Origin of the sequence: Enterobacter cloacae complex sp. IR5450, from assembly GCF_049238665.1 — a bacterium.
Classification (GTDB): Bacteria; Pseudomonadota; Gammaproteobacteria; order Enterobacterales; family Enterobacteriaceae; genus Enterobacter; species Enterobacter hormaechei_C.
Genome location: NZ_JBMKIC010000027.1, coordinates 22,214 through 42,685 on the forward strand (window position 1 = coordinate 22,214; position 20,472 = coordinate 42,685).

The following is a 20,472-nucleotide window of genomic DNA, read 5'->3' on the forward strand; positions in this document are numbered from 1 at the left end:
ATTAACACGCCCCCCGGAAAAAGGAATTCTTATGACTGCCAGCCCGCCCGACAAAGCCGGACTTCATATTTTATTAAAACTTGCCTGCCTGGTGGTTATCCTTGCGGGTATCCACGCGGCGGCGGATATCATTGTTCAGCTTCTGCTGGCGCTGTTTTTCGCCATTGTGCTCAACCCGCTGGTGACATGGTTTATACGCCGGGGCATCAGCCGCCCGGTCGCGATTACCATTGTGGTGATGGTGATGCTGGTTGTCCTGACGGCGCTGTTCGGCGTGCTCGCCGCCTCGCTGAGCGAATTTTCCACCATGCTGCCGCAGTACAATAAAGAGCTGACGCGCAAGCTGGTCGATCTTCAGCGCATGTTGCCATTCGTGAATCTGCATATCTCACCGGAACGGATGCTGCGCCGGATGGATTCCGAGAAGGTGATGACCTACGCCACCACGTTGATGACCGGGCTTTCCGGGGCAATGGCCAGCATTCTGCTGCTGGTGATGACGGTGGTGTTTATGCTGTTCGAAGTGCGCCACGTGCCGTATAAGCTGCGTTTTGCCCTGAACAATCCGCAGATCCACATTGCCGGCTTGCACCGCGCGCTGAAAGGCGTATCCAAGTATCTGGCGCTGAAAACATTGTTAAGCCTGTGGACCGGCGTGATTGTCTGGCTGGGGCTGGTACTGCTGGACGTGCAGTTCGCGCTGATGTGGGGCGTGCTGGCGTTTTTACTGAACTACGTACCCAATATCGGCGCGGTGCTTTCCGCCGTTCCGCCGATGATCCAGGCGTTCCTGTTTAACGGTTTTTATGAGTGCATGCTGGTAGGGGCGCTGTTCCTCGTCGTGCATATGGTGCTGGGTAACATTCTTGAGCCGCGCATGATGGGCCACCGTCTGGGCATGTCGACGATGGTGGTGTTTTTATCGTTACTGATCTGGGGATGGCTGCTGGGTCCGGTGGGCATGCTGCTCTCCGTGCCGCTCACCAGCGTCTGTAAAATCTGGATGGAAACCACAAAAGGAGGCAGTAAACTCGCCATTCTTCTGGGTCCGGGTCGGCCAAAAAGCCGTTTGCCGGGATAACCGGGTGGAATGGGTCAAAAGTGACGTTTATTCGCCAGCGCGACGACAACATTGTACGATGTGCGCAGCAAATCGCGCTGGCGAAGAAAAAGTCACAGAAAAAGGTTTATCGCGGACGCGCGTAGATGAAATTTACACTTACCCTTATCGACTGGCAGGCAAGAGCGCCAGGACTCAGCGATGCCGACGAATGGCAGGCATGGTCACGCCGGTCTGACGCCATCGATCCCGCTGCACCGCTGGCGAAACTGACCGATCTGCCGATGATGACCGCCCGCCGCCTGAATTCAGGCAGCAGGCTGGCCGTCGATCTTGGCCTGATGATGCTGCGCAAACACCGCATCGATGCCGTCGTCTACAGCAGCCGTCATGGGGAGCTGGAGCGCAATTTCCGTATTCTCCAGGCCCTGGCGGCAGAACAGCCCGTTTCCCCCACCGATTTTGCCATGTCGGTACACAACTCGGCGGTCGGCAATCTCACTATCGCCGCGCGACAGCCTGTTGTCTCTTCGTCGGTTTCCGCCGGTATGGATACCTTCCAGCAGAGCTTGTGCGACGTGCTGAGCCTGCTGCATGCGGGCTACTCCCGCGTGTTGCTGGTGGATTTCGACGGTCTGCTGCCTGATTTTTATCACGCCGGGCTGCCGCCGCAGATGCCCGTCTGGCCCTACGCGCTGGCGCTGGTGATTGAGGCGGGAAATACGCTCAGCTGTGAAACGCACGTCAACCGCGCGCCTGAAGAGCCCGCGCTGCCGCAAAGCCTCCAGTTCCTGCGCCATTACCTGCGGGACGAGCGCCAGTTCACCCTGCCGGGCGAGCGCCTGCTGTGGCAATGGACGCGCCAATGAGAGGGTTACGTTCCCGCCTCGATCGGTTATGGCGGATGCTGATGACCGGATTGTGCTTCGCCCTGTTCGGCCTCGGCGGACTGACGCTGTCGCTGGTATGGTTTAACCTGCTGCTGATTTTCCAGCGCGACCGCACCCAACGTCGCCGCCTGGCACGCCGTACTATTTCTGCCAGTTTTCGCCTGTTCCTCGCGGTGGTACGCGGTGTAGGGGTACTGGATTACCGTTTCAACAACCTGGACGTTCTGCGCGCCGAGCGGGGCTGTCTGGTGATTGCGAATCATCCCTCGCTGCTGGACTACGTTCTGCTGGCGTCGGTGATGAACGAAACCGACTGTCTGGTGAAAAGCGCGTTGCTGCGTAACCCGTTCGTCAGCGGCGTGATCCGCGCGGCTGACTATCTGATTAACAGCGAAGCCGACACGCTGCTTGCCGCAAGCCAGCAGCGTCTGTCCCAGGGCGACACCCTGCTTATCTTCCCTGAAGGCACCCGCACCCGGGTGGGGGAAGTCATGACCCTGCAACGTGGGGCGGCGAATATCGCCGTTCGCTGCAACAGCGCCGTGCGCGTGGTGGTGATCCACTGTAGCGAACGGATGCTGGATAAACAGAGCAGCTGGTATAACGTGCCCCCCAACAAACCTGTTTTCACCGTGGATGTTCGCGAACGCATCAACATTCATGATTTTTATGATGCGAGTCAGCACGAACCCGCGCTGGCAGCAAGGCAGTTAAACCGGCATATGCAGCATCAGTTAACAACCGGTCTTCAATCTTTGTCAGGAACGAAAGATGCAAGCGCTCTATCTTGAAATTAAGAATCTCATTATCTCTACACTGAATCTGGAAGAACTTACCCCAGAGGATATTGATACAGACGCCGCGCTCTTTGGCGACGGCCTCGGTCTGGACTCAATCGACGCCCTTGAGCTGGGGCTGGCGGTAAAAAATCAGTACGGCGTAGTGCTTTCTGCCGAAAGTGATGAGATGCGTCAGCACTTTTATTCCGTTGCCACGCTCGCGGCTTTTATCCATCAACAACGCGCCTGAGAATGACCGCTATGACAGAACAACAAACGATTTATCAGGAAGTCTCTGCGCTTCTTATTACGCTGTTTGAAATCGCCCCGGAGGATATTACCCCTGAGGCACGTCTTTACGAGGATCTGGACCTCGACAGCATTGATGCCGTCGATATGGTGGTGCACCTGCAAAAGAAAACGGGCCATAAAATCAAGCCTGAAACCTTCAGAGCGGTGCGCACGGTGCAGGACGTCGTGGACGTTGTGGAACAGCTTCAGCGCGACGCGTAACGTGCGTTCGATTCCAGTTCTTCCCGCCCTGACGGGGCTGATGCTGCTGGCATGGCCGTTTTTGATCGGCTTCGGGCTGGCGAATAATAGCCTGCACGGGATACTGCCCGTGATGGCGCTGGTGCTGCTGATGCGCGTCTGCCAGGCCCGTCGGCAAGGCGGCCCCCTGCGTTATCTGTTCGTAAGCGTGGCGCTGGCCGGCATAGCGCTTTGCGCGGCGAGCTACGTCCTGCACGCGCACCAGTGGGTGCTGTTATATCCGGTGGTGGTGAATCTGGTGATGCTGGTGGTGTTTGGCGGTTCGCTGTGGACGGCAATGCCCGTCGTCGAGCGGCTGGCGCGCCTGCGTGAACCGGACCTCTCCCCCGTCGGGGTACGTTACACGCGCCGGGTTACCCAGGTCTGGTGCGGCTTTTTTATTATCAACGGGGCGATCGCGCTGTTTACCGTATTACACGCCGATATCCGTCTGTGGACGCTGTGGAACGGGATGATTGCCTATCTCCTGATGGGCACGCTGATGGCTGGCGAGTGGCTGGTGCGACAACGGGTGAAGAAAAACGATGCTTAACCCTCTTCCGCTTAGCCAGTGGCTCAGTGCGCCCCGCCCTGACGACACCCCTGTCGCCTGGCAGGACGACCATCTCTGGACGCTTGGCGATCTGCGCCACGACGTCACTCAGCTGGTCGACACGCTGCGTCGTGAAGATGGCGAGCGCTGGGCGCTGTGCATCGAAAACGGCTATCTGTTTATTGTCGCGCTGCTGGCGACGCTGCATGCGGGTAAAACGCCGGTCCTCCCCGGGCACAGCCGGGCGGCGCAGCTTAACGAACAGCGGGCGCTGTTCAGCGGCGTCCTGAGCGACACCACGCTCGATTTTCAGGGGCAACAGCTGCGGGTGGCTTCCGCTCAGCGGGCAGGCCATCCCTTTTCACCGCTGCCTGCCATCGGTGAGATGCGCACGATCGAGCTTTACACCTCCGGCTCGACCGGCACGCCGCAGCGGGTGAGTAAGCCGGTGGTCAGCCTGGATCGTGAGGCTCGTCTTCTGGCGGCGCATTTTGGCGAGCGTCTGGCGGGCTGTCACGTCGTGGCTTCCGTGGTGCTGCACCACCTGTATGGCCTGACGTTTCGTGTCGTCTTACCCATGGCGCTCGGCCTGCCGCTGCACGCCAGCCTGCTCAACTATGCCGAGCAGCTCTCTGCCCTTCCCGACGATAAACGCTATCTTTTCATCAGCAGTCCGGCGTTTCTCAAGCGGCTGGACGCGTCACTGACGCCGCCCCCCGTCAACCTGCTCTTCTCCGCTGGCGGCGCGCTGCCCTGGCAGGAGGTCGCCGCGGTTCAGGCCTGGCTCAACGTCTGGCCGGATGAAATATACGGCAGCACGGAAACAGGCGTAATGGCCTGGCGCTACCGTCAGGAGGAAAGCACGCGCTGGCAGCCTTTCCCCGGCGTGACGTTTCACGGCGATCGCGTGATGTCGCCGCTGATCCCCGAGGTGGAGGGGGTCGTGCTGGATGATATCCTGCACTTCACGGCTGACGGGCAGTTCAGCCTCGTCGGGCGCCGCGGTCGGGCGGTCAAAATTGAAGATAAACGCATTTCACTCGATGACATTGAGCGCTGCCTGTTGGCGCTGGACGGCATCCGCGAGGCCGCCGCGCTGACGGTGACGCGCGGCGGGCGTCAGGGCATTGGCGTATTGCTGGTGCTGAATGAAGCGGTGCGTCAGCAACACGAACAGGGCAAAAAAGCGCAGGAGCTCGCCTGGCGACGCGCCCTTCGCCCCTGGCTTGAACCGGTTGCCGTGCCGCGCTACTGGCGGATCGTTGATGAAATCCCGGTCAACAGCATGAACAAGCGCGTGACTGCGCAGCTACAGGAGTTGTTTCATGAAGATCCCTGAAATCGGGCGCCTCCAGCCCGATCCACAGCATCTGGAGATAACCTTTTATCTTGATCCTGACCTGCTCTGGTTTAAGGGACATTTCGCCGTACAGCCGCTGCTGCCGGGCGTGGCCCAGCTCGACTGGGTAATGCATTACGCTGCCGCGCTGGCGCCGGGCTACCGTTTTCACAGTATTCAGAACGTGAAGTTCGCCGCCCCGCTGTTGCCGGAGAATACGGTCACGCTGCTCCTTGCCTGGCAGCCCGAACGCGAGATGCTGACCTTTAGCTACCAGCGCCATGCGGGTAACGAGCGCCACACCGCCAGCAGCGGGAAGATTCGCTTATGTCAGTAACCTTCCGTCCCTGCGTGCTGATCCCGTGCTATAACCACGGGGTGATGATGGCTTCGGTGCTGGCGCGCCTGGCGCCTTTCGATCTGCCCTGTCTGGTGGTGGACGACGGCAGCGATGAAACCACGCGCCGCACGCTTGAAGCGCTGGCGGCGGATCGTCCGCAGGTCACGCTACTGCGGCTGGCCGAAAACAGCGGCAAAGGCGCGGCGGTGATGCAGGGGCTGAAAGACTGCGCCGATCGCGGCTTCACCCACGCCGTTCAGGTGGACGCTGACGGCCAGCACGCTATCGAAGACATCCCCAAACTGCTGGCGCTGGCCGAACGCCATCCCGATGCGCTCATTTCCGGGCAGCCCGTTTACGATGACTCGATCCCCCGTTCGCGCCTGTACGGCCGCTGGATAACGCACGTCTGGGTCTGGATTGAAACCCTCTCCCTGCAACTGAAAGACAGCATGTGCGGGTTTCGCGTTTACCCTATAGCCCCGGTTTTGCGCCTTGCAGCAACCACGCCGCTCGGCAGGCGAATGGATTTTGATACCGAAGTGATGGTGCGCCTCTACTGGCAGGGCAACACCAGCTATTTTCTGCCCACCCGCGTGACCTATCCGCCGGACGGGGTATCCCATTTCGATGCCCTGAAAGACAATGTGCGCATCTCGTTGATGCATACCCGTCTGTTTCTCAGCATGCTGCCGCGCATTCCTTCCCTGCTGATGCGTCGCCGCTCGCAGCACTGGGCGCAGCAGCAGGAGGTGAAAGGATTATGGGGCATGCGCCTGATGCTGCGCGTCTGGCAACTGCTGGGGCGTAAGGCGTTTACCGCCCTGCTATGGCCGGTTACGGCCGTCTACTGGCTAACCGCCCGCGCTGCGCGTCAGGCGTCGCAGCAGTGGCTGGCGCGGGTTAAAACGGTGATGGCACAGCGGCAAATGCCGCAACCCGCGCGGCTTAACAGTTTTTCCCACTTCCTGCGCTTCGGTCATGCCATGCTGAACAAAGTGGCCAGCTGGCGCGGCGAAATGAAACTCCATCGCGATCTGGTCTTTGCGCCAGGCGCGCAGGAGGCGCTGGGGCTCGACGATCCTCAGGGCAAACTGCTGCTCGCGTCGCATCTTGGCGATGTGGAAGCCTGCCGGGCGCTGGCCCAGCGCGAAGGGGCGAAAACCATCAACGCGCTGGTCTTTAGCGACAACGCCAGACGTTTTAAGCAGGTGATGGAGGAGATGGCGCCGCAGGCGGGCATTCACCTGATGCCGGTCACCGACATTGGCCCGGAGACCGCCATCCTCATCAAAGAGAAGCTGGATCGCGGCGAATGGGTGGCGATCGTGGGCGATCGCATTGCCGTCACCCCGCAGCGCGGCGGTAGCTGGCGGGTGATATGGAGCGAATTTATGGGCCAGCCCGCGCCGTTCCCGCAGGGGCCGTTTATCCTGGCGTCCATTTTGCGCTGCCCGGTGGTGCTGATTTTTGCCCTCTGTCAGCAGGGAAAGCTGACCCTGCACTGCGAGCCGTTTGCCGACCCGCTGCTGCTGCCGCGCGGCGAACGCCAGCAGGCGCTACAGCAGACCGTCGACCGCTATGCGGAGCGGCTGGAGCATTACGCGCTCTTGTCGCCGCTCGACTGGTTTAATTTTTTCGATTTCTGGCAGCTGCCAGAGATCAACGAGAAGGAGTAAAGGGTGCTGACCGATCCCCGCTTTACGGCTGAAGTTGAAATCACCGTTCCGTTCCACGACGTCGATATGATGGGCGTGGTGTGGCACGGCAACTACTTCCGCTACTTTGAGATTGCCCGCGAAGCGCTGCTCAACCAGTTTGATTACGGCTATCGCCAGATGAAAGCGTCCGGCTACGTCTGGCCGGTGGTGGATACCCGGGTGAAATACCGCGACGCGGTGACCTTCGAGCAGCGCATTCGCATCCGCGCCCACATTGAAGAGGTTGAAAACCGTCTGCGCATCGCCTATCAAATCTTCGACGCGCAAACCGGGAAACGCACCACCACCGGCTACACCATTCAGGTGGCGGTGGAAGAAGCAAGCCGGGAGATGTGCTTTGTCAGCCCGGCCATTCTGTTCGAACGCATGGGGATCGCGCCATGAAATGGATAACGCTACTCGCGCTGCTGGTAAGCCCGCTGGTGAACGCGGTCACGCTGGATGAACTGCAACAGCGGTTTGCGGAGCAACCGGTAGTGCGCGCACACTTCGAACAGACCCGCACGATCAAGGATATGCCTCAGCCCCTGCGCTCGCAGGGGGAGATGCTAATCGCCCGTGACAATGGCCTGCTATGGGATCAAAAAGCGCCATTCCCGATGACGCTGCTGCTGGATGACAAACGGATGGTGCAGATCTTCAACGGTCAGTCGCCGCAGACCATTACCGCCGACACTAACCCGCAGATGTTTCAGTTCAACCATCTGCTGCGGGCGCTGTTCCAGGCCGACCGCAAGGTACTGGAAGAGAACTTCCGCGTCGATTTCAAAGACCTGGGCGAAGGCCGCTGGTCGCTGGTGCTGACGCCCGTCACCACGCCGCTGGACAAGATTTTCTCCACCCTTGATTTGAAGGGCGCGATCTATCTGGAATCCATTCGCCTGAACGATAAGCAGGGCGACACGACGGATATCGCCCTCTCCCGCCACCAACTGACGCCCGCCCGCCTGACTGATGCAGAACGCCAGCGCTTTGCCGCACCGTAACGCCCTGCGCCCGGCGCTGCTGTGGGCCGCGGTATGCCTGATCCTGCTGGGCGTGCTGCTGTCGCTGCTGCCTGGCGCGCGGCTGAACAGCAGCGTGCTCGCCATGCTGCCGAAACAGACGCTCGGCGCGATCCCTCCCGCTCTTAACGACGGATTTATGCAGCGCCTCGACCGCCAGCTCATCTGGCTGGTCAGCCCCGGCAAACAGCCGGACCCGCGCGTGGCGCAGCAGTGGTTAACCCTGCTGCAACGCAGCCAGGCGCTGAGTGTCGTAAAAGGTCCGCTGGATGCCGCCGGGCAACAGGCCTGGGGAGATTTCTTCTGGCAGCACCGCAATGGTCTGGTCGATCCGGCCACCCGCGCCCGCCTGCAAAACGGCGGTGAAGCGCAGGCTCAGTGGATCCTGTCCCAGCTCTACTCCGCCTTTTCCGGCGTGAGCGGCAAGGAGCTGCAAAACGATCCGCTGATGCTGATGCGCGGCGCGCAGCTCGCGCTGGCGAAGAACAGCCAGAAGATGCAGCTGATGGACGGCTGGCTGGTGACAAAGGATGCGGCCGGGAACTATTGGTATCTGCTACACGGCGAGCTGGCGGGCTCGTCGTTTGACATGCAGCAAACCCACCAGCTGGTGACCACCCTCAACGCGTTGCAGCAGACGCTGAAAAGCCAGTATCCACAGGCGCAGCTGCTCTCGCGCGGGACGGTGTTCTACAGCGATTACGCCAGCCAGCAGGCTAAAAACGATATTTCCACGCTTGGCGTCGCCACGGTGCTCGGGGTGATCCTGCTGATTGTGTCGGTGTTTCGCTCCGTGCGTCCGCTGCTGCTGAGCCTGCTCTCCATTGCCATCGGCGCGCTGGCGGGGACGGTCGTGACGCTCCTGCTGTTCGGTGAGCTGCACCTGATGACGCTGGTGATGAGCATGAGCATTATCGGCATCTCGGCGGACTATACGATTTACTACCTCACGGAGCGGATGGTGCACGGCGCGGAACACTCGCCCTGGCAAAGCCTGGCAAAAGTGCGTAACGCGCTGCTGCTGGCGCTGCTGACCACCGTCGTGGCGTATCTCTTCATGATGCTGGCCCCCTTCCCCGGCATTCGTCAGATGGCGGTGTTCGCCGCCGCAGGTCTGAGCGCCTCGTGCCTGACGGTAATGTTCTGGCATCCGTGGTTGTGCCGGGGCATGCCGGTCCGCCCGATCCCCCTGAGAGGGATGATGCAGCGCTGGCTGAACGCCTGGCGCGACAGCAAAACCCTCTCCGTCGGGCTGCCGGTCGCGCTGGCGCTGCTCTCCGCCATCGGGATCGCCAGCCTGCGGGTGGATGACGATATCGCCCGGCTTCAGGCGCTGCCGCAGGACATTCTGGCGCAGGAAAAAACCATCACCGCCCTGACCGGGCAAAATGTCGATCAGAAATGGTTCTTGGTGTACGGCGCGTCGGCTCAGGAAACGCTGGAGCGGCTGGAGGCGTTTACCCCGGCGCTGGCGCAGGCGCAAAAAGCCGGTGAATTAACCCGCTGGCGTACCCTGCCGCTGAACTCGCTGGCGCGGCAGAACAGCGATCTGCAACTTCTGCGTAACGCCGCGCCGACGGTGACGAAAATGCTGCAAAGCACGGGGCTGAACGCCGTCGCCCCGAATCTGAACGCCATGCCTGTTAGCGTGGAAGCGTGGCTCGCCAGCCCGGCCAGCGAGGGCTGGCGTTTGCTGTGGCTGACGTTGCCGGACGGCAAAAGCGGTGTGCTGGTCCCGGTCGATGGCGTCAGAAACAGCGCCGCGCTCGGTGAGCTGGCCACCCGCCATCCCGGGGTCGTCTGGGTTGACCGTAAGGCCAGCTTCGACAGCCTGTTTGCGCTCTACCGCTCGCTGCTGTCGGGGCTGCTGGGCGTGGCGCTGGCGGTGATTGCCTGCGGCGCGATGCTACGCCTCGGCTGGCGAAAAGGGCTGGTGGCGCTGGTGCCGTCCGTGCTGTCGCTGGGCGGCGGGCTGGCGGCGCTGGCCGTGACGGGCCATCCGGTGAACCTGTTTTCCCTGCTGGCGCTGGTGCTGGTCCTCGGCATTGGCATCAACTACACGCTGTTTTTCAGCAACCCGCGCGGCACGCCGCTGACCTCCATGCTGGCGATTACCCTCGCCATGATGACCACCCTGCTGACGCTGGGGATGCTGGTATTCAGCACCACTCAGGCCATCAGCAGCTTTGGCACTGTGCTGGTGAGCGGTATCTTCACCGCGTTCCTGCTCGCCCCGCTGGCGATGCCGTCTAACAAAGAGAACTTACCATGACCCGTTTCATTCGCCTGGCGGCAGTGATGATGGCCCTGTTGCTGGCGGGGTGTAGCCATACGACGAACCGCGATGACGCGCGCCCTCAGGCCTGGCTCCAGCCCGGCACCCGCGTCACGCTACCCCCGCCGGGCATCACGCCTGCCATCCGCGCGCAGCAGTTGCTTACCGGCAGTTTTAAAGGCCAGACCCAGTCGCTGCTGGTGATGCTGAACGCCGACGGAAATAAAGTGACGCTTGCCGGCCTCTCTTACGTCGGGATCCGCCTGTTCCTCGCCACCTACGACGACACCGGGATCCACACCGAGCAGTCGGTTGTGATGCCGCTGCTGCCGCCCGCCAGCCAGGTGCTGGCCGACGTGATGCTGAGCCACTGGCCGCTCAGCGCCTGGCAGCCGCAGTTGCCGAAAGGCTGGACGCTGAACGATACTGACACCAGACGCGAACTGCGCAACCCCGATGGCAAACTGGTCACGGAAATTGTCTACCTGAACCGTAACGGCAGGCGCGAACCGATTAGCATTGTGCAGCACGCTTTTCACTACCACATCACCATTCAATATCTGGGTGACTGAGATGATTTACCTTTCTGCCGTTGGCATGGTCAACGCGCTCGGCAACTCGGCTGATGAAATAGCGGCGAACCTGATCGCTGGCGTGGCCCCCGGGATGCGCCAGCGTGCGGGCTGGCTACAGGGCTTACCCGAGGCCGTGCTGGGAGGCGTGGAGGGTGAACTTCCCCCTGTCCCCGAGTCTTTTTCCGCCCATCGCAGCCGCAACAACCAGCTGCTGCTGGCGGCGCTTGCGCAAATCTGGCCCGCCGTCGATGCGGCCATTGCGCGCGTGGGGCGAGACCGCGTGGCGGTTGTGCTGGGCACCAGCACCTCCGGACTGGACGAGGGTGATGAGTACGTGCGCCGCGCGCAGAACGGCGAGCGCAGCCCGCAGTGGCAATATCCGCAGCAGGAGCTGGGCGATCCGTCGCGCTTTCTCGCCAGCTGGCTTGCGCTGGACGGCCCGGCGTATACCATTTCGACCGCCTGCTCCTCCAGCGCGCGGGCGATCATCAGCGGTCGTCGCCTGATCGACGCCGGGCTGGTGGACGTCGCCATCGTCGGCGGGGCCGACAGCCTGAGCCGCATGCCGGTCAACGGCTTCAACAGCCTGGAGTCCTTCTCCCCGACCCTGTGCGAACCGTTTGGCCGCAACCGTCGGGGGATCACCATTGGCGAAGCGGCGGCACTGATGGTGCTGACCCGCGAGCCGGGCGAGGTTGCGCTCCTGGGCGCGGGGGAATCCAGCGATGCGTACCATATTTCCGCCCCACATCCGCAGGGCGAAGGGGCGATCCGCGCCATCAACCAGGCGCTGAACGAGGCGGGCATAACGGCGGCGGACGTCGGCTATGTCAACCTGCACGGCACCGCCACGCCGCTGAACGATCGCATTGAGGCGCAGGTGATCCACGATCTCTTTGGCGACCGCGTGCCGTGCAGCTCCACGAAACATCTTACCGGCCACACGCTGGGCGCCGCGGGGATCACCGAGGCCGCCCTGAGCTGGCTGATCCTGACCCGAAGCATGCCGCTGCCGCCGCAGGATTTTTCCCGCTACGCGCCGGACGACACCCTGCCCGCCTTCGGCCTACTGCACCAGAGCGCACCGCTGAATAAACCGGTGATCCTGTCAAACTCCTTCGCGTTTGGCGGCAACAACGCCAGCCTTCTGCTGGGGAGAGTATGATGCACTACTTACCTCCCGGGGATTATCTTCCTCACGACACGCCGATGCTGCTGCTTGAGAGCGTGGAAAGCGTCACCGATGACCGCGCCGTTTGCAGCGTGACGGTGAACGAACGGGGCGTTCTGGCCCCGTTCCTGGACGCGGACGGCAACCTGCCTGGCTGGTTTGCGCTGGAGCTGATGGCCCAGACCGTGGGCGTCTGGTCTGAATGGCACCGGATGCAAAAAGGGCTGCCGCACTGTGCGCTGGGCATGGTGCTGGGCGCGCGCGAGCTGGTGTGCGACGCAGGGCATTTTGCCGCAGGCAGCACGCTGACCATCACCATCGAACGTCTGATGCAGGATGAACGCTTTGGCAGCTTCGAGTGCACCATTCATGCGGATAGTGTCCCCCTCGCCACGGGACGCGTGAACACCTTCCAGCCGAGCGAGGAAGAATTAACCACACTTTTCAACCAGGGAACACCATCATGAGATCCGTACTGGTCACTGGCGCCAGCAAAGGCATTGGCCGCGCTATCGCCCTTCAGCTTGCGGCGGACGGTTTCACCGTCGGCGTGCATTACCATCGTGATGAAGCGGGCGCGCAGGAGACGCTGGAAGCGATTGTCCAGGCAGGCGGCGCGGGCCGTTTACTCACCTTCGACGTGGGCAACCGCGAGCAGTGCCGCACGGTGCTGGAACAGGAGATCGCTGACCACGGCGCGTGGTATGGCGTGGTCAGTAACGCCGGTATTACCCGCGACGGCGCATTTCCTGCGCTCAGCGACGATGACTGGGACAGCGTGATCCACACCAATCTCGACAGTTTTTATAACGTCATTCATCCCTGCATTATGCCGATGATCGGCACCCGCAAGGGCGGGCGGATCATCACCCTGTCGTCGGTGTCAGGCATTATGGGCAACCGTGGGCAGGTGAACTACAGCGCGGCGAAAGCCGGGATCATCGGCGCCACCAAAGCGCTCGCCACCGAGCTGGCAAAACGCAAAATCACCGTCAACTGCATCGCGCCAGGGCTGATCGATACCGGCATGATCGAAATGGACGAAGCCGCACTGCACGCGGCGATGTCGATGATCCCGATGCAGCGTATGGGCCAGGCCGAGGAGGTCGCGGGGCTGGCGAGTTACCTGATGTCGGATAAGGCAGGCTATGTGACGCGTCAGGTGATTTCGATTAACGGAGGCATGCTATGACCCGCCGGGTAGTGATTACGGGCATGGGCGGCGTCACCGCGTTCGGCGAGGACTGGCCGACCATCTCGCGCCGTCTGCGCGAGTATGAAAATGCGGTGCGTACCATGACGGAGTGGCAGGCGTATGACGGCCTGCAAACCCTGCTCGCCGCGCCGATTGAAGACTTCACTCTCCCCGCTCACTATACCCGTAAGCGCATTCGCGCCATGGGCCGCGTGTCGCTGCTCTCTACCCGCGCCACCGAGCTGGCGCTGGAGCAGGCGGGACTGATCGACGACGCGGTGCTGACCAACGGTCAGACCGGCATCGCCTACGGCTCGTCGACCGGCAGCACCGGGCCGGTCAGCGAGTTTGCCTCCATGCTCACCGAAAAGCACACCCACAACATCACCGGCACCACCTATGTGCAGATGATGCCGCACACCACGGCGGTGAATACCGGGCTGTTCTTTGGCCTGCGCGGACGGGTGATCCCCACCTCGAGCGCCTGTACCTCTGGCAGCCAGGCGATTGGCTACGCCTGGGAAGCGATTCGTCACGGCTACCAGACGGTGATGGTGGCAGGCGGCGCGGAAGAGCTGTGCCCGTCGGAAGCGGCGGTTTTCGATACCCTGTTTGCCACCAGCCAGCGTAACGACGCGCCAAAAACCACGCCGTCGCCGTTTGACGTTCAGCGCGATGGCCTGGTGATTGGCGAAGGGGCGGGTACGCTGGTGCTGGAAGCGCTGGATCACGCCAGAGCGCGCGGAGCGACAATTTATGGCGAGATCGTGGGCTTTGCCACCAACTGCGATGCGGCGCACATCACCCAGCCCCAGCGTGAAACCATGCAGGTGTGTATGGAGCAGTCGCTGGCGATGGCGGGTCTTGGCCCTCAGGACATTGGCTACATTTCTGCCCACGGCACGGCAACCGATCGCGGGGATATCGCCGAGAGTCAGGCGACCGCCGCCATTTTCGGCGACAGCGTGCCCATCTCATCCTTAAAGAGTTATTTCGGTCATACCCTGGGTGCCTGCGGCGCGCTGGAAGCCTTGCTGAGTCTGCACATGATGCGGGAGGGCTGGTTCACGCCGACGCTCAATTTAAGACAACCGGATGAGCAATGCGGCGCTTTAGATTATATTATGGGGGAAACCCGCCCGATTGATTGCGAATTTATTCAGAGCAATAACTTTGCCTTTGGCGGCATCAATACCTCGATAATCATTAAACGCTGGGCGTAACTATGTACCAGTTTGTACTGGGAAAGATCTCCACCCTTAGCGCGGACCCGCTGGCGTCAACGCTCGCAGACATGGCACCTCAGGGTGCACGACACGCTTCCTGGCTTGCAGGCCGGACGCTGCTCGCCAGAACCTTATCCCCCTCGCCCCTTCCCGAGATAATTTACGGCGAGCAGGGAAAACCGGCCTTCGCTAACGGCCATCCGCTGTGGTTTAACCTGAGCCACAGCGGGGACGATATTGCCCTGCTGATGAGCGATGAAGGTGAAGTGGGCTGCGATATCGAAGTGATCCGCCCGCGGGAGAACTGGCAGGCGCTGGCAAATGCCGTTTTCAGCCTCACCGAACATGACGAGCTGGAACGTGAAGCGCCGGAAGAGCAGCTTTCCGCATTCTGGCGCATCTGGACACGCAAAGAGGCAATCGTCAAACAGCGTGGCGGCAGCGCGTGGCAGATAGTCAGCATTGACAGCACCGCCCAGTCGCTCCCGGTCAGTCAGCTACGCTTCGGCTCGCTGAGCCTGGCGGTCTGTACCCCTACGCCTTTCACCTTAACGGCGGAAGCGGTTACTTACTCCGGTATTCCTGCGGCATAAAAAACGGCCATGCCGGTTAAAACCAACATGGCCGATGTCCCGTTCACGTTGTTCTCGATCTTATTTTAAATTTTCCGGGAAGTTTGCAGGCAGCTCGCTGGCCGCGCAATTGATCACGCTATCGTCATTCGCACCGCAGTCACGCACGAAGGTGATGGTGGCAAATTCATCAATCACTTCGGTTGGATACGCTGGTCCGGCATCACGGTAGCTATTCATCAGCGGAATGTGATCGTTCTGGAAGCAGACGGTTTTTTCCGGATTATTCATGACCCAGCGCGGGAAGAAGATGGTGCCGTGGAACAGGCGGTCGCCCAGGTTCACGATCAAGCTCACGTCAGTACCGGTTGGCTCCGTCCAGGAAATTTTATAGATGCTCTCCCCAACACGGACGATGTAGGCCTGCTGATCTTTCACCCAACGGTTGCCAACCAGACCACTGTGAATACGGTAGTCCAGGGTGTTTTCGTTTTTAACGTAAATTTCGTAATTCCAGCCATTATCGTAGGTATATACAAGATGTTTGCCGACGAAGCCGCTTAAATCATGTTTATCGAAGGTGCTCATACGCTGTCTCCTTTGTTTTGATGAGACGATCGTACCCCTTCAAAAAATGAATGAATAACGCTATGTTTGAATCAAATTCATCCAAAATTTAGATTAATTATGCACAAGACGACGCTCGAACAGTGGGCCTTGCTGGAGAGAGTCATCGAGGCTGGCAGCTTCGCTAAGGCGGCGGAAGAGACCTACCGCAGCCAGTCCTCGGTCAGCTATAACCTGTCGCTTTTGCAGGAGCGGCTGGGCGTGGCGCTCCTGATGACAGAGGGACGGCGTGCCGTGCTAACCCCGGCGGGTGAGCTGTTGCTGAATCAGGTTAAACCGCTGCTGAAAGCCTTCGCCTATGTTGAAACGCGCGCTGCGACCCTGCGCAGCGGGATGCGAACCCGTATCGACCTGATGGTAGACAGTATTTTTCCGCGTAGCCGGCTGTTCGCGATTTTGCGCCAGTTTCAGCAGCTGTACCCGCAAACGCAGGTGCGGCTTACCGAGGTTCTGGAAAACAGCCGCGCAGATGCGCTCAATGATGAAGCCGACGTGATGGTCTTAACCCGCCGCCAGGACATTACCGGCCTGGGCGAATGGCTGATGAATATCGATTTTGTTGCCGTCGCGCATCACGCGCACCCGCTGTTTTCGCTGGATACGCCGCTTAATGACGAGATGCTACGGCCGTGGCCGCGCATTCAGATCGCAGACAGCCAGCCCACCACTCACCCCACCGGGGAGTCGTGGACATTCTCCACCATCGATGCCGCGATCGAAGCGGTGATGTATCAGGTTGGGTACGGCTGGTTACCGGAAGAACGCATTCAGACCCCGCTCCAGCAGGGCATCCTTAAAACGCTGCCGCTCAGCCACGGCGTACGTCGCGCCACGCCGCTGCACCTCATCGTCAAACGCTCCCTCAGCCCGCTGGACGAGCAGGTTGAGACGCTGTTGCGCCTTTTTAAGCAGGAGCCGTCATCGTCAACTGCTACGCTTTAAGTTTTGAACCATAAAACGACAAGGAGTGAACGATGAAAATCGATTTAACGGGGAAAGTAGCGCTGGTGACCGCGTCCACCGGCGGTATTGGGTTTGCCATCGCCCGCGGGCTGGCGGAGAGCGGTGCGGAAGTGATCGTAAACGGACGCAGCGTCGACTCGGTGAATAAAGGCATTCAGGCGCTACAGCAGGTGGTGCCTGGCGTACAGGTCCGTGCCGCCATCGCCGACCTGAGCTCGCAGGAGGGCGTTGACGAACTGCTCAGGGTCGCCACGCACGTCGATATTCTGGTTAATAACGCCGGGATCTATGGCCAGCAGGATTTTTATTCCACCGACGACGAGACCTGGGAACGCTACTGGCAAACCAACGTGATGTCCGGCGTGCGCCTCTCCCGTGCCCTGTTGCCCGGCATGGTACAAAAGGGCTGGGGTCGGGTAGTGTTTATCTCGTCAGAATCGGCCTGCAATATTCCTGCGGATATGATCCACTATGGCGTGACAAAAACCGCCCAGCTCTCGCTGGCGCGCGGTCTGGCGAAGTTCGTGGCAGGCAGCGGCGTGACGGTGAACAGCGTACTGCCGGGCCCGACAATGTCGGACGGTTTTGCCGCGATGATGAAAGACGAAATCGAAAGAACCGGTAAATCGCTGGAGCAGCTGGCGAAAGCGTTCGTGATGGAGAATCGTCCCAGCTCGGTTATTCAGCGCGCCGCAACGGTAGAAGAAGTGGCGAATATGGTGGTGTATGTCTGTTCCATGCAGGCCTCCGCGACTTCCGGCGCGGCGCTGCGCGTTGACGGTGGCGTGGTGGATGACATAGTTTGACCCGTCAGGCCACAGGTTCAGGAAAAAATGCGACCTGATATAAGGACTATGAAGGTAAAGCAGGTAAACTAGTGAACAGAATGTGTATTTCAGCTAAGACGTATTTATGACCAATATGATTGCCGACGAAGCCGTGGCGAAGTCCAGCGTGCTCTCTGTCTTTGACTTTGATGGTACGTTGACGCACCACGACAGTTTTATCCCGTTCCTGCGCTTTGCCTTTGGCAAGCGCTACTTTGCTGGCCGACTGGTGCGCATGGCCCTGCCTACGCTGCACTGTGTGCGCCGCAAGCTGACGCGAGATGAGCTGAAAGAGGTGTTGATCAAAACCTTCCTGACGGGGGTGGATGAGCACTGGTTACGTCAGCAGGCGGAAGCCTTCTGTGAAAAATACTGGAACAAGCTGATGCGCCCGGAAGGTGTGCTGGCCGTCGCCAACGAGGTCAATTCCGGTGCGGAAGTGACGATTTGCTCTGCTTCCCCGGCGCTGGTATTGCAGCCGTGGGCCGATAAGCTCGGCATTAAGCTGATTGGCACGCAGCTGGAAGTGAAAGACGGCAAGCTGACCGGGCGGATCACCGGCCACAACTGCCGGTGTGCCCAGAAGGTGGCGAGGCTGGAGAAGGTGTATGGGGATTTGAACGCGTATCACCTGCGCGCCTGGGGCGACACGCGTGGCGACCACGAGTTGCTGGCGGCGGCGCAGGATCCGCACTGGCGGCATTTTCATCATCCGAGCAAGCGCCGAAATTCACCAATTAAGGGTTAGGTGCGGCCCGGTGCCCTCACCCCGGCCCTCTCCCACAGGGAGAGGGAGAAAAGCGGTACATCAGGCCTCACGTTTTCCCGGGAACATCACGCTCGCAATAATCCCCAGCGCCAGTACCCCCAGCACCACAAACAGACTTGCCGTGGCGCCGATGTTATAACCGTGATGCCAGAAATGGTCGGTCGCATTCAGCCCAAGCTTGAACGCCACGAAGAACAGCAGTAACACCACCGCTTTCTCCAGATGCACCAGATACTGCTTCAGCGCTTCCAGCACAAAGTAGAGGGTACGCAGGCCGAGGATCGCGAACATCATTGCGCTGTAGATAATCAGCGGCTCACGGCTGACGGCAATGATTGCGGGTACGGAATCGAAGGCGAACATCACGTCGGACAGCTCCACCACCGCAACACAGAGCAGCAGCGGCGTCGCGTAGCGCTTCGCCTTCTTCACGCGGCCTACCATTACATCCTTGTTTTCAGGCTTCTCCAGTTCGGCATCCACCTCTTTCTGGGTCAGGATAAACGCATGGCTGCTGATTTTTGGCCACACCGGGTAGAAGCGTTTCACCAGGCGGTACGCCAGATGGTTGGAATAATCTTCTACTTCATCGCTCTCTTCATTGCGTTTCAGCATCATCACCGCCGTCCAGCCGACGACCAGCGCAAAAATGACCTCAACATACGGCCCCAGGCTCAGCAGGCTGGTGCCGATGGCAACAAAAATACCGCGGAACACAATCGCCCCGAGCACGCCCCAGTAGAGCACGCGGTGACGATATCTATCCGGCACGCCGAACCAGGCGAAGATCGCCATCATCACAAACAGGTTGTCGACGGAGAGCACCTCTTCCAGCGCATAGCCGGTCAGGAACAGACTGGCCATCTCCGCGCCGTGGTGCACGTATAAGAATCCGGCGAAGGCCATCGCCATCATGACCCAGAAGATGGACCACATGACCGCGTTTTTCAGCGAGATCGGTTTATCGTGACGGTGCATGAAGAGGTCGATAAACATCGCCCCAACGGCCATCACCACGAAGACAACAACGGTTTCCGTCGGGAAACCGAGATGAGCAGCAGACATAGACAACCCTTTTAAGAAGACAAAACACCATGCACGCAATAAAAAGCGTGGGCCCGTTAAGGAGGCATCACGCTAAAAAATAAATATTAACCGTTCTTTTCAGCTGTGTAGAGACATTAAAGTTGTATCCTTTAACCTGAAAAAGACTTTAAAGTTGTAAAGTTTTAAAAAAAACACATACAAAACATGATGCTAAGTGTGTATCACACGCTGTTCCAACATTATGCCTTGATGTTCTTGCAGGAACTGCAATTTACAGGAGGAAAAAGGTGTTTTTGTAGTTATCTGGCGTTACGTGACAGTGTTGGTCAGATACTTCCACCTCTTCAGAGTTAAAGTTTGATATATGGGAAAAAAAAACGCTCCCGGACGGGAGCGTAAGCCAGTGACTTCGGCGTCAAATGAGGGTCTAACAAGTGGAGCTGCGGGTTAATTCTGGGTGATCTGACTGCGATGCTTATCAGCCTGCTGCTGGTGAACAACGGAAGACTGACCATTATTCGCCTTCTCATGTACAGCTGCGGCCTTCTCATGCTCGCTCATTTCAGAAAATGACTTTGCTGTTTCGTTGGTAGCTCCGGGTTTAGCTTTCATCATTTTTTTATGCATTTCAGCCATGTCCTGGTGGGCAGCAGAATTGCTGTTTTGCATCATGTCATGGGACATTGCGGCCTGATCGTGACTGCTCATATCCATCATTGTCATGCTGTCTCCCTGAATTGCACTTTTTTCAGCAGATGACTGCATCTGGTGGGCAGGTGCCTGTGCATTATTTACCTGGTCATGCATGTTCATTGTCTCTGCAGCCATGGCAGATGAAGCGGCAGCCATAATGGCAACAAATGATACGAGAATCTTTTTCATGGTTGGGTCTCCGGTGTTTACATACCCAAACAATCAATGGCTTATAACAGAGAAAGCAGTTGATCTCAGGGCGGGTTAATCATCACTCCAGGAACCAGGTGATTGTGTTATCACGCTGCTCCTGAT

Annotated in this window: 24 protein-coding genes; 21 read left to right on the forward strand and 3 right to left on the reverse strand. The window is 59.6% G+C overall.

The genetic code is table 11. The features are described 5' to 3' along the window. Positions 1-31 precede the first annotated feature (31 nt). The 18 genes from ACOTYB_RS18115 (at position 32) to acpT (ending at position 15,252) form a co-directional block, all read left to right on the forward strand. The gene (locus ACOTYB_RS18115) at positions 32-1,081 is read left to right on the forward strand and encodes an AI-2E family transporter (protein ID WP_059370263.1); all 1,050 of its coding nucleotides are present in this window, start codon (positions 32-34) and stop codon (positions 1,079-1,081) included. A 125-nt stretch (positions 1,082-1,206) separates the two neighbouring features. After that, the gene (locus tag ACOTYB_RS18120; protein ID WP_015571484.1) at positions 1,207-1,929 is read left to right on the forward strand and encodes a beta-ketoacyl synthase chain length factor; all 723 of its coding nucleotides are present in this window, start codon (positions 1,207-1,209) and stop codon (positions 1,927-1,929) included. Beyond that, positions 1,926-2,741, forward strand: coding sequence for a lysophospholipid acyltransferase family protein (locus tag ACOTYB_RS18125; RefSeq protein ID WP_023314978.1), 816 nt, complete (start codon positions 1,926-1,928; stop codon positions 2,739-2,741). The genes ACOTYB_RS18120 and ACOTYB_RS18125 overlap by 4 nt, the downstream gene beginning before the upstream one ends. Further along, the gene (locus tag ACOTYB_RS18130) at positions 2,722-2,979 is read left to right on the forward strand and encodes a phosphopantetheine-binding protein (RefSeq protein WP_003861263.1); all 258 of its coding nucleotides are present in this window, start codon (positions 2,722-2,724) and stop codon (positions 2,977-2,979) included. Before ACOTYB_RS18125 ends, ACOTYB_RS18130 begins: the two co-directional genes overlap by 20 nt. 11 nt (positions 2,980-2,990) lie before the next feature. Beyond that, a complete protein-coding gene (locus ACOTYB_RS18135; protein WP_220153411.1) occupies positions 2,991-3,242 on the forward strand; it encodes an acyl carrier protein in 252 nt (83 codons plus the stop codon). Further along, positions 3,214-3,813: a hypothetical protein gene (locus ACOTYB_RS18140; RefSeq protein ID WP_003861260.1), complete on the forward strand. Its 600-nt coding sequence runs from the start codon at positions 3,214-3,216 to the stop codon at positions 3,811-3,813. Before ACOTYB_RS18135 ends, ACOTYB_RS18140 begins: the two co-directional genes overlap by 29 nt. Beyond that, positions 3,806-5,152, forward strand: a complete 1,347-nt coding sequence (locus tag ACOTYB_RS18145; RefSeq protein ID WP_409248997.1) for an AMP-binding protein — start codon at positions 3,806-3,808, stop codon at positions 5,150-5,152. The genes ACOTYB_RS18140 and ACOTYB_RS18145 overlap by 8 nt, the downstream gene beginning before the upstream one ends. Then, positions 5,139-5,489, forward strand: a complete 351-nt coding sequence (locus tag ACOTYB_RS18150; protein ID WP_003861256.1) for a hydroxymyristoyl-ACP dehydratase — start codon at positions 5,139-5,141, stop codon at positions 5,487-5,489. Before ACOTYB_RS18145 ends, ACOTYB_RS18150 begins: the two co-directional genes overlap by 14 nt. Further along, positions 5,480-7,171, forward strand: a complete 1,692-nt coding sequence (locus tag ACOTYB_RS18155) for a glycosyltransferase family 2 protein (RefSeq protein ID WP_059294812.1) — start codon at positions 5,480-5,482, stop codon at positions 7,169-7,171. The genes ACOTYB_RS18150 and ACOTYB_RS18155 overlap by 10 nt, the downstream gene beginning before the upstream one ends. Before the next feature lie 3 nt (positions 7,172-7,174). Beyond that, positions 7,175-7,597: an acyl-CoA thioesterase gene (locus ACOTYB_RS18160; protein ID WP_003861252.1), complete on the forward strand. Its 423-nt coding sequence runs from the start codon at positions 7,175-7,177 to the stop codon at positions 7,595-7,597. Further along, positions 7,594-8,199, forward strand: coding sequence for an outer membrane lipoprotein carrier protein LolA (locus tag ACOTYB_RS18165; protein WP_023314981.1), 606 nt, complete (start codon positions 7,594-7,596; stop codon positions 8,197-8,199). Before ACOTYB_RS18160 ends, ACOTYB_RS18165 begins: the two co-directional genes overlap by 4 nt. Beyond that, positions 8,168-10,489 carry an MMPL family transporter gene (locus tag ACOTYB_RS18170; protein WP_220153413.1) on the forward strand — a complete coding sequence of 774 codons (2,322 nt, stop codon included), beginning with the start codon at positions 8,168-8,170 and terminating at the stop codon, positions 10,487-10,489. The genes ACOTYB_RS18165 and ACOTYB_RS18170 overlap by 32 nt, the downstream gene beginning before the upstream one ends. After that, on the forward strand, positions 10,486-11,064 hold the full coding sequence (locus ACOTYB_RS18175; RefSeq protein WP_409248998.1) for a DUF3261 domain-containing protein: 579 nt from the start codon (positions 10,486-10,488) through the stop codon (positions 11,062-11,064). The genes ACOTYB_RS18170 and ACOTYB_RS18175 overlap by 4 nt, the downstream gene beginning before the upstream one ends. Before the next feature lies 1 nt (position 11,065). Further along, positions 11,066-12,232: a beta-ketoacyl-[acyl-carrier-protein] synthase family protein gene (locus ACOTYB_RS18180; RefSeq protein WP_220153414.1), complete on the forward strand. Its 1,167-nt coding sequence runs from the start codon at positions 11,066-11,068 to the stop codon at positions 12,230-12,232. Further along, a complete protein-coding gene (locus ACOTYB_RS18185) occupies positions 12,232-12,705 on the forward strand; it encodes a 3-hydroxy-fatty acyl-ACP dehydratase (RefSeq protein ID WP_003861241.1) in 474 nt (157 codons plus the stop codon). The genes ACOTYB_RS18180 and ACOTYB_RS18185 overlap by 1 nt, the downstream gene beginning before the upstream one ends. After that, positions 12,699-13,430 (forward strand): 3-ketoacyl-ACP reductase FabG2, encoded by a 732-nt coding sequence (locus tag ACOTYB_RS18190; protein WP_026094333.1) that lies wholly within the window; start codon positions 12,699-12,701, stop codon positions 13,428-13,430. The genes ACOTYB_RS18185 and ACOTYB_RS18190 overlap by 7 nt, the downstream gene beginning before the upstream one ends. Further along, the gene (locus ACOTYB_RS18195; protein WP_003861237.1) at positions 13,427-14,656 is read left to right on the forward strand and encodes a beta-ketoacyl-ACP synthase; all 1,230 of its coding nucleotides are present in this window, start codon (positions 13,427-13,429) and stop codon (positions 14,654-14,656) included. Before ACOTYB_RS18190 ends, ACOTYB_RS18195 begins: the two co-directional genes overlap by 4 nt. Before the next feature lie 2 nt (positions 14,657-14,658). After that, positions 14,659-15,252 (forward strand): 4'-phosphopantetheinyl transferase AcpT, encoded by a 594-nt coding sequence (gene acpT, locus ACOTYB_RS18200; RefSeq protein ID WP_003861235.1) that lies wholly within the window; start codon positions 14,659-14,661, stop codon positions 15,250-15,252. A gap of 60 nt (positions 15,253-15,312) precedes the next feature. Here the strand turns inward: acpT and ACOTYB_RS18205 are convergent, their stop codons facing one another. Then, entirely contained in the window at positions 15,313-15,819 is a 507-nt protein-coding gene (locus ACOTYB_RS18205; RefSeq protein ID WP_003861232.1) for a phenolic acid decarboxylase, read from the reverse strand. A gap of 99 nt (positions 15,820-15,918) precedes the next feature. Here ACOTYB_RS18205 and ACOTYB_RS18210 point away from each other — a divergent pair, with 99 nt between their 5' ends. The 3 genes from ACOTYB_RS18210 (at position 15,919) to ACOTYB_RS18220 (ending at position 18,396) form a co-directional block, all read left to right on the forward strand. Then, the gene (locus ACOTYB_RS18210; RefSeq protein WP_023314988.1) at positions 15,919-16,800 is read left to right on the forward strand and encodes a LysR family transcriptional regulator; all 882 of its coding nucleotides are present in this window, start codon (positions 15,919-15,921) and stop codon (positions 16,798-16,800) included. Positions 16,801-16,832: 32 nt separating this feature from the next. Beyond that, the gene (locus tag ACOTYB_RS18215; protein WP_022651983.1) at positions 16,833-17,627 is read left to right on the forward strand and encodes an SDR family NAD(P)-dependent oxidoreductase; all 795 of its coding nucleotides are present in this window, start codon (positions 16,833-16,835) and stop codon (positions 17,625-17,627) included. A gap of 106 nt (positions 17,628-17,733) precedes the next feature. Then, the gene (locus tag ACOTYB_RS18220; RefSeq protein ID WP_003861228.1) at positions 17,734-18,396 is read left to right on the forward strand and encodes an HAD family hydrolase; all 663 of its coding nucleotides are present in this window, start codon (positions 17,734-17,736) and stop codon (positions 18,394-18,396) included. Positions 18,397-18,456: 60 nt separating this feature from the next. Here ACOTYB_RS18220 and ACOTYB_RS18225 read toward each other — a convergent pair whose 3' ends face one another. Together ACOTYB_RS18225 and pcoE are read right to left on the reverse strand one after the other, a co-directional pair. After that, positions 18,457-19,482: a TerC/Alx family metal homeostasis membrane protein gene (locus tag ACOTYB_RS18225; protein ID WP_003861227.1), complete on the reverse strand. Its 1,026-nt coding sequence runs from the start codon at positions 19,480-19,482 to the stop codon at positions 18,457-18,459. 429 nt (positions 19,483-19,911) lie between these two features. After that, positions 19,912-20,346 (reverse strand): copper resistance system metallochaperone PcoE, encoded by a 435-nt coding sequence (pcoE, locus tag ACOTYB_RS18230; RefSeq protein ID WP_000723069.1) that lies wholly within the window; start codon positions 20,344-20,346, stop codon positions 19,912-19,914. Positions 20,347-20,472 lie beyond the last annotated feature (126 nt).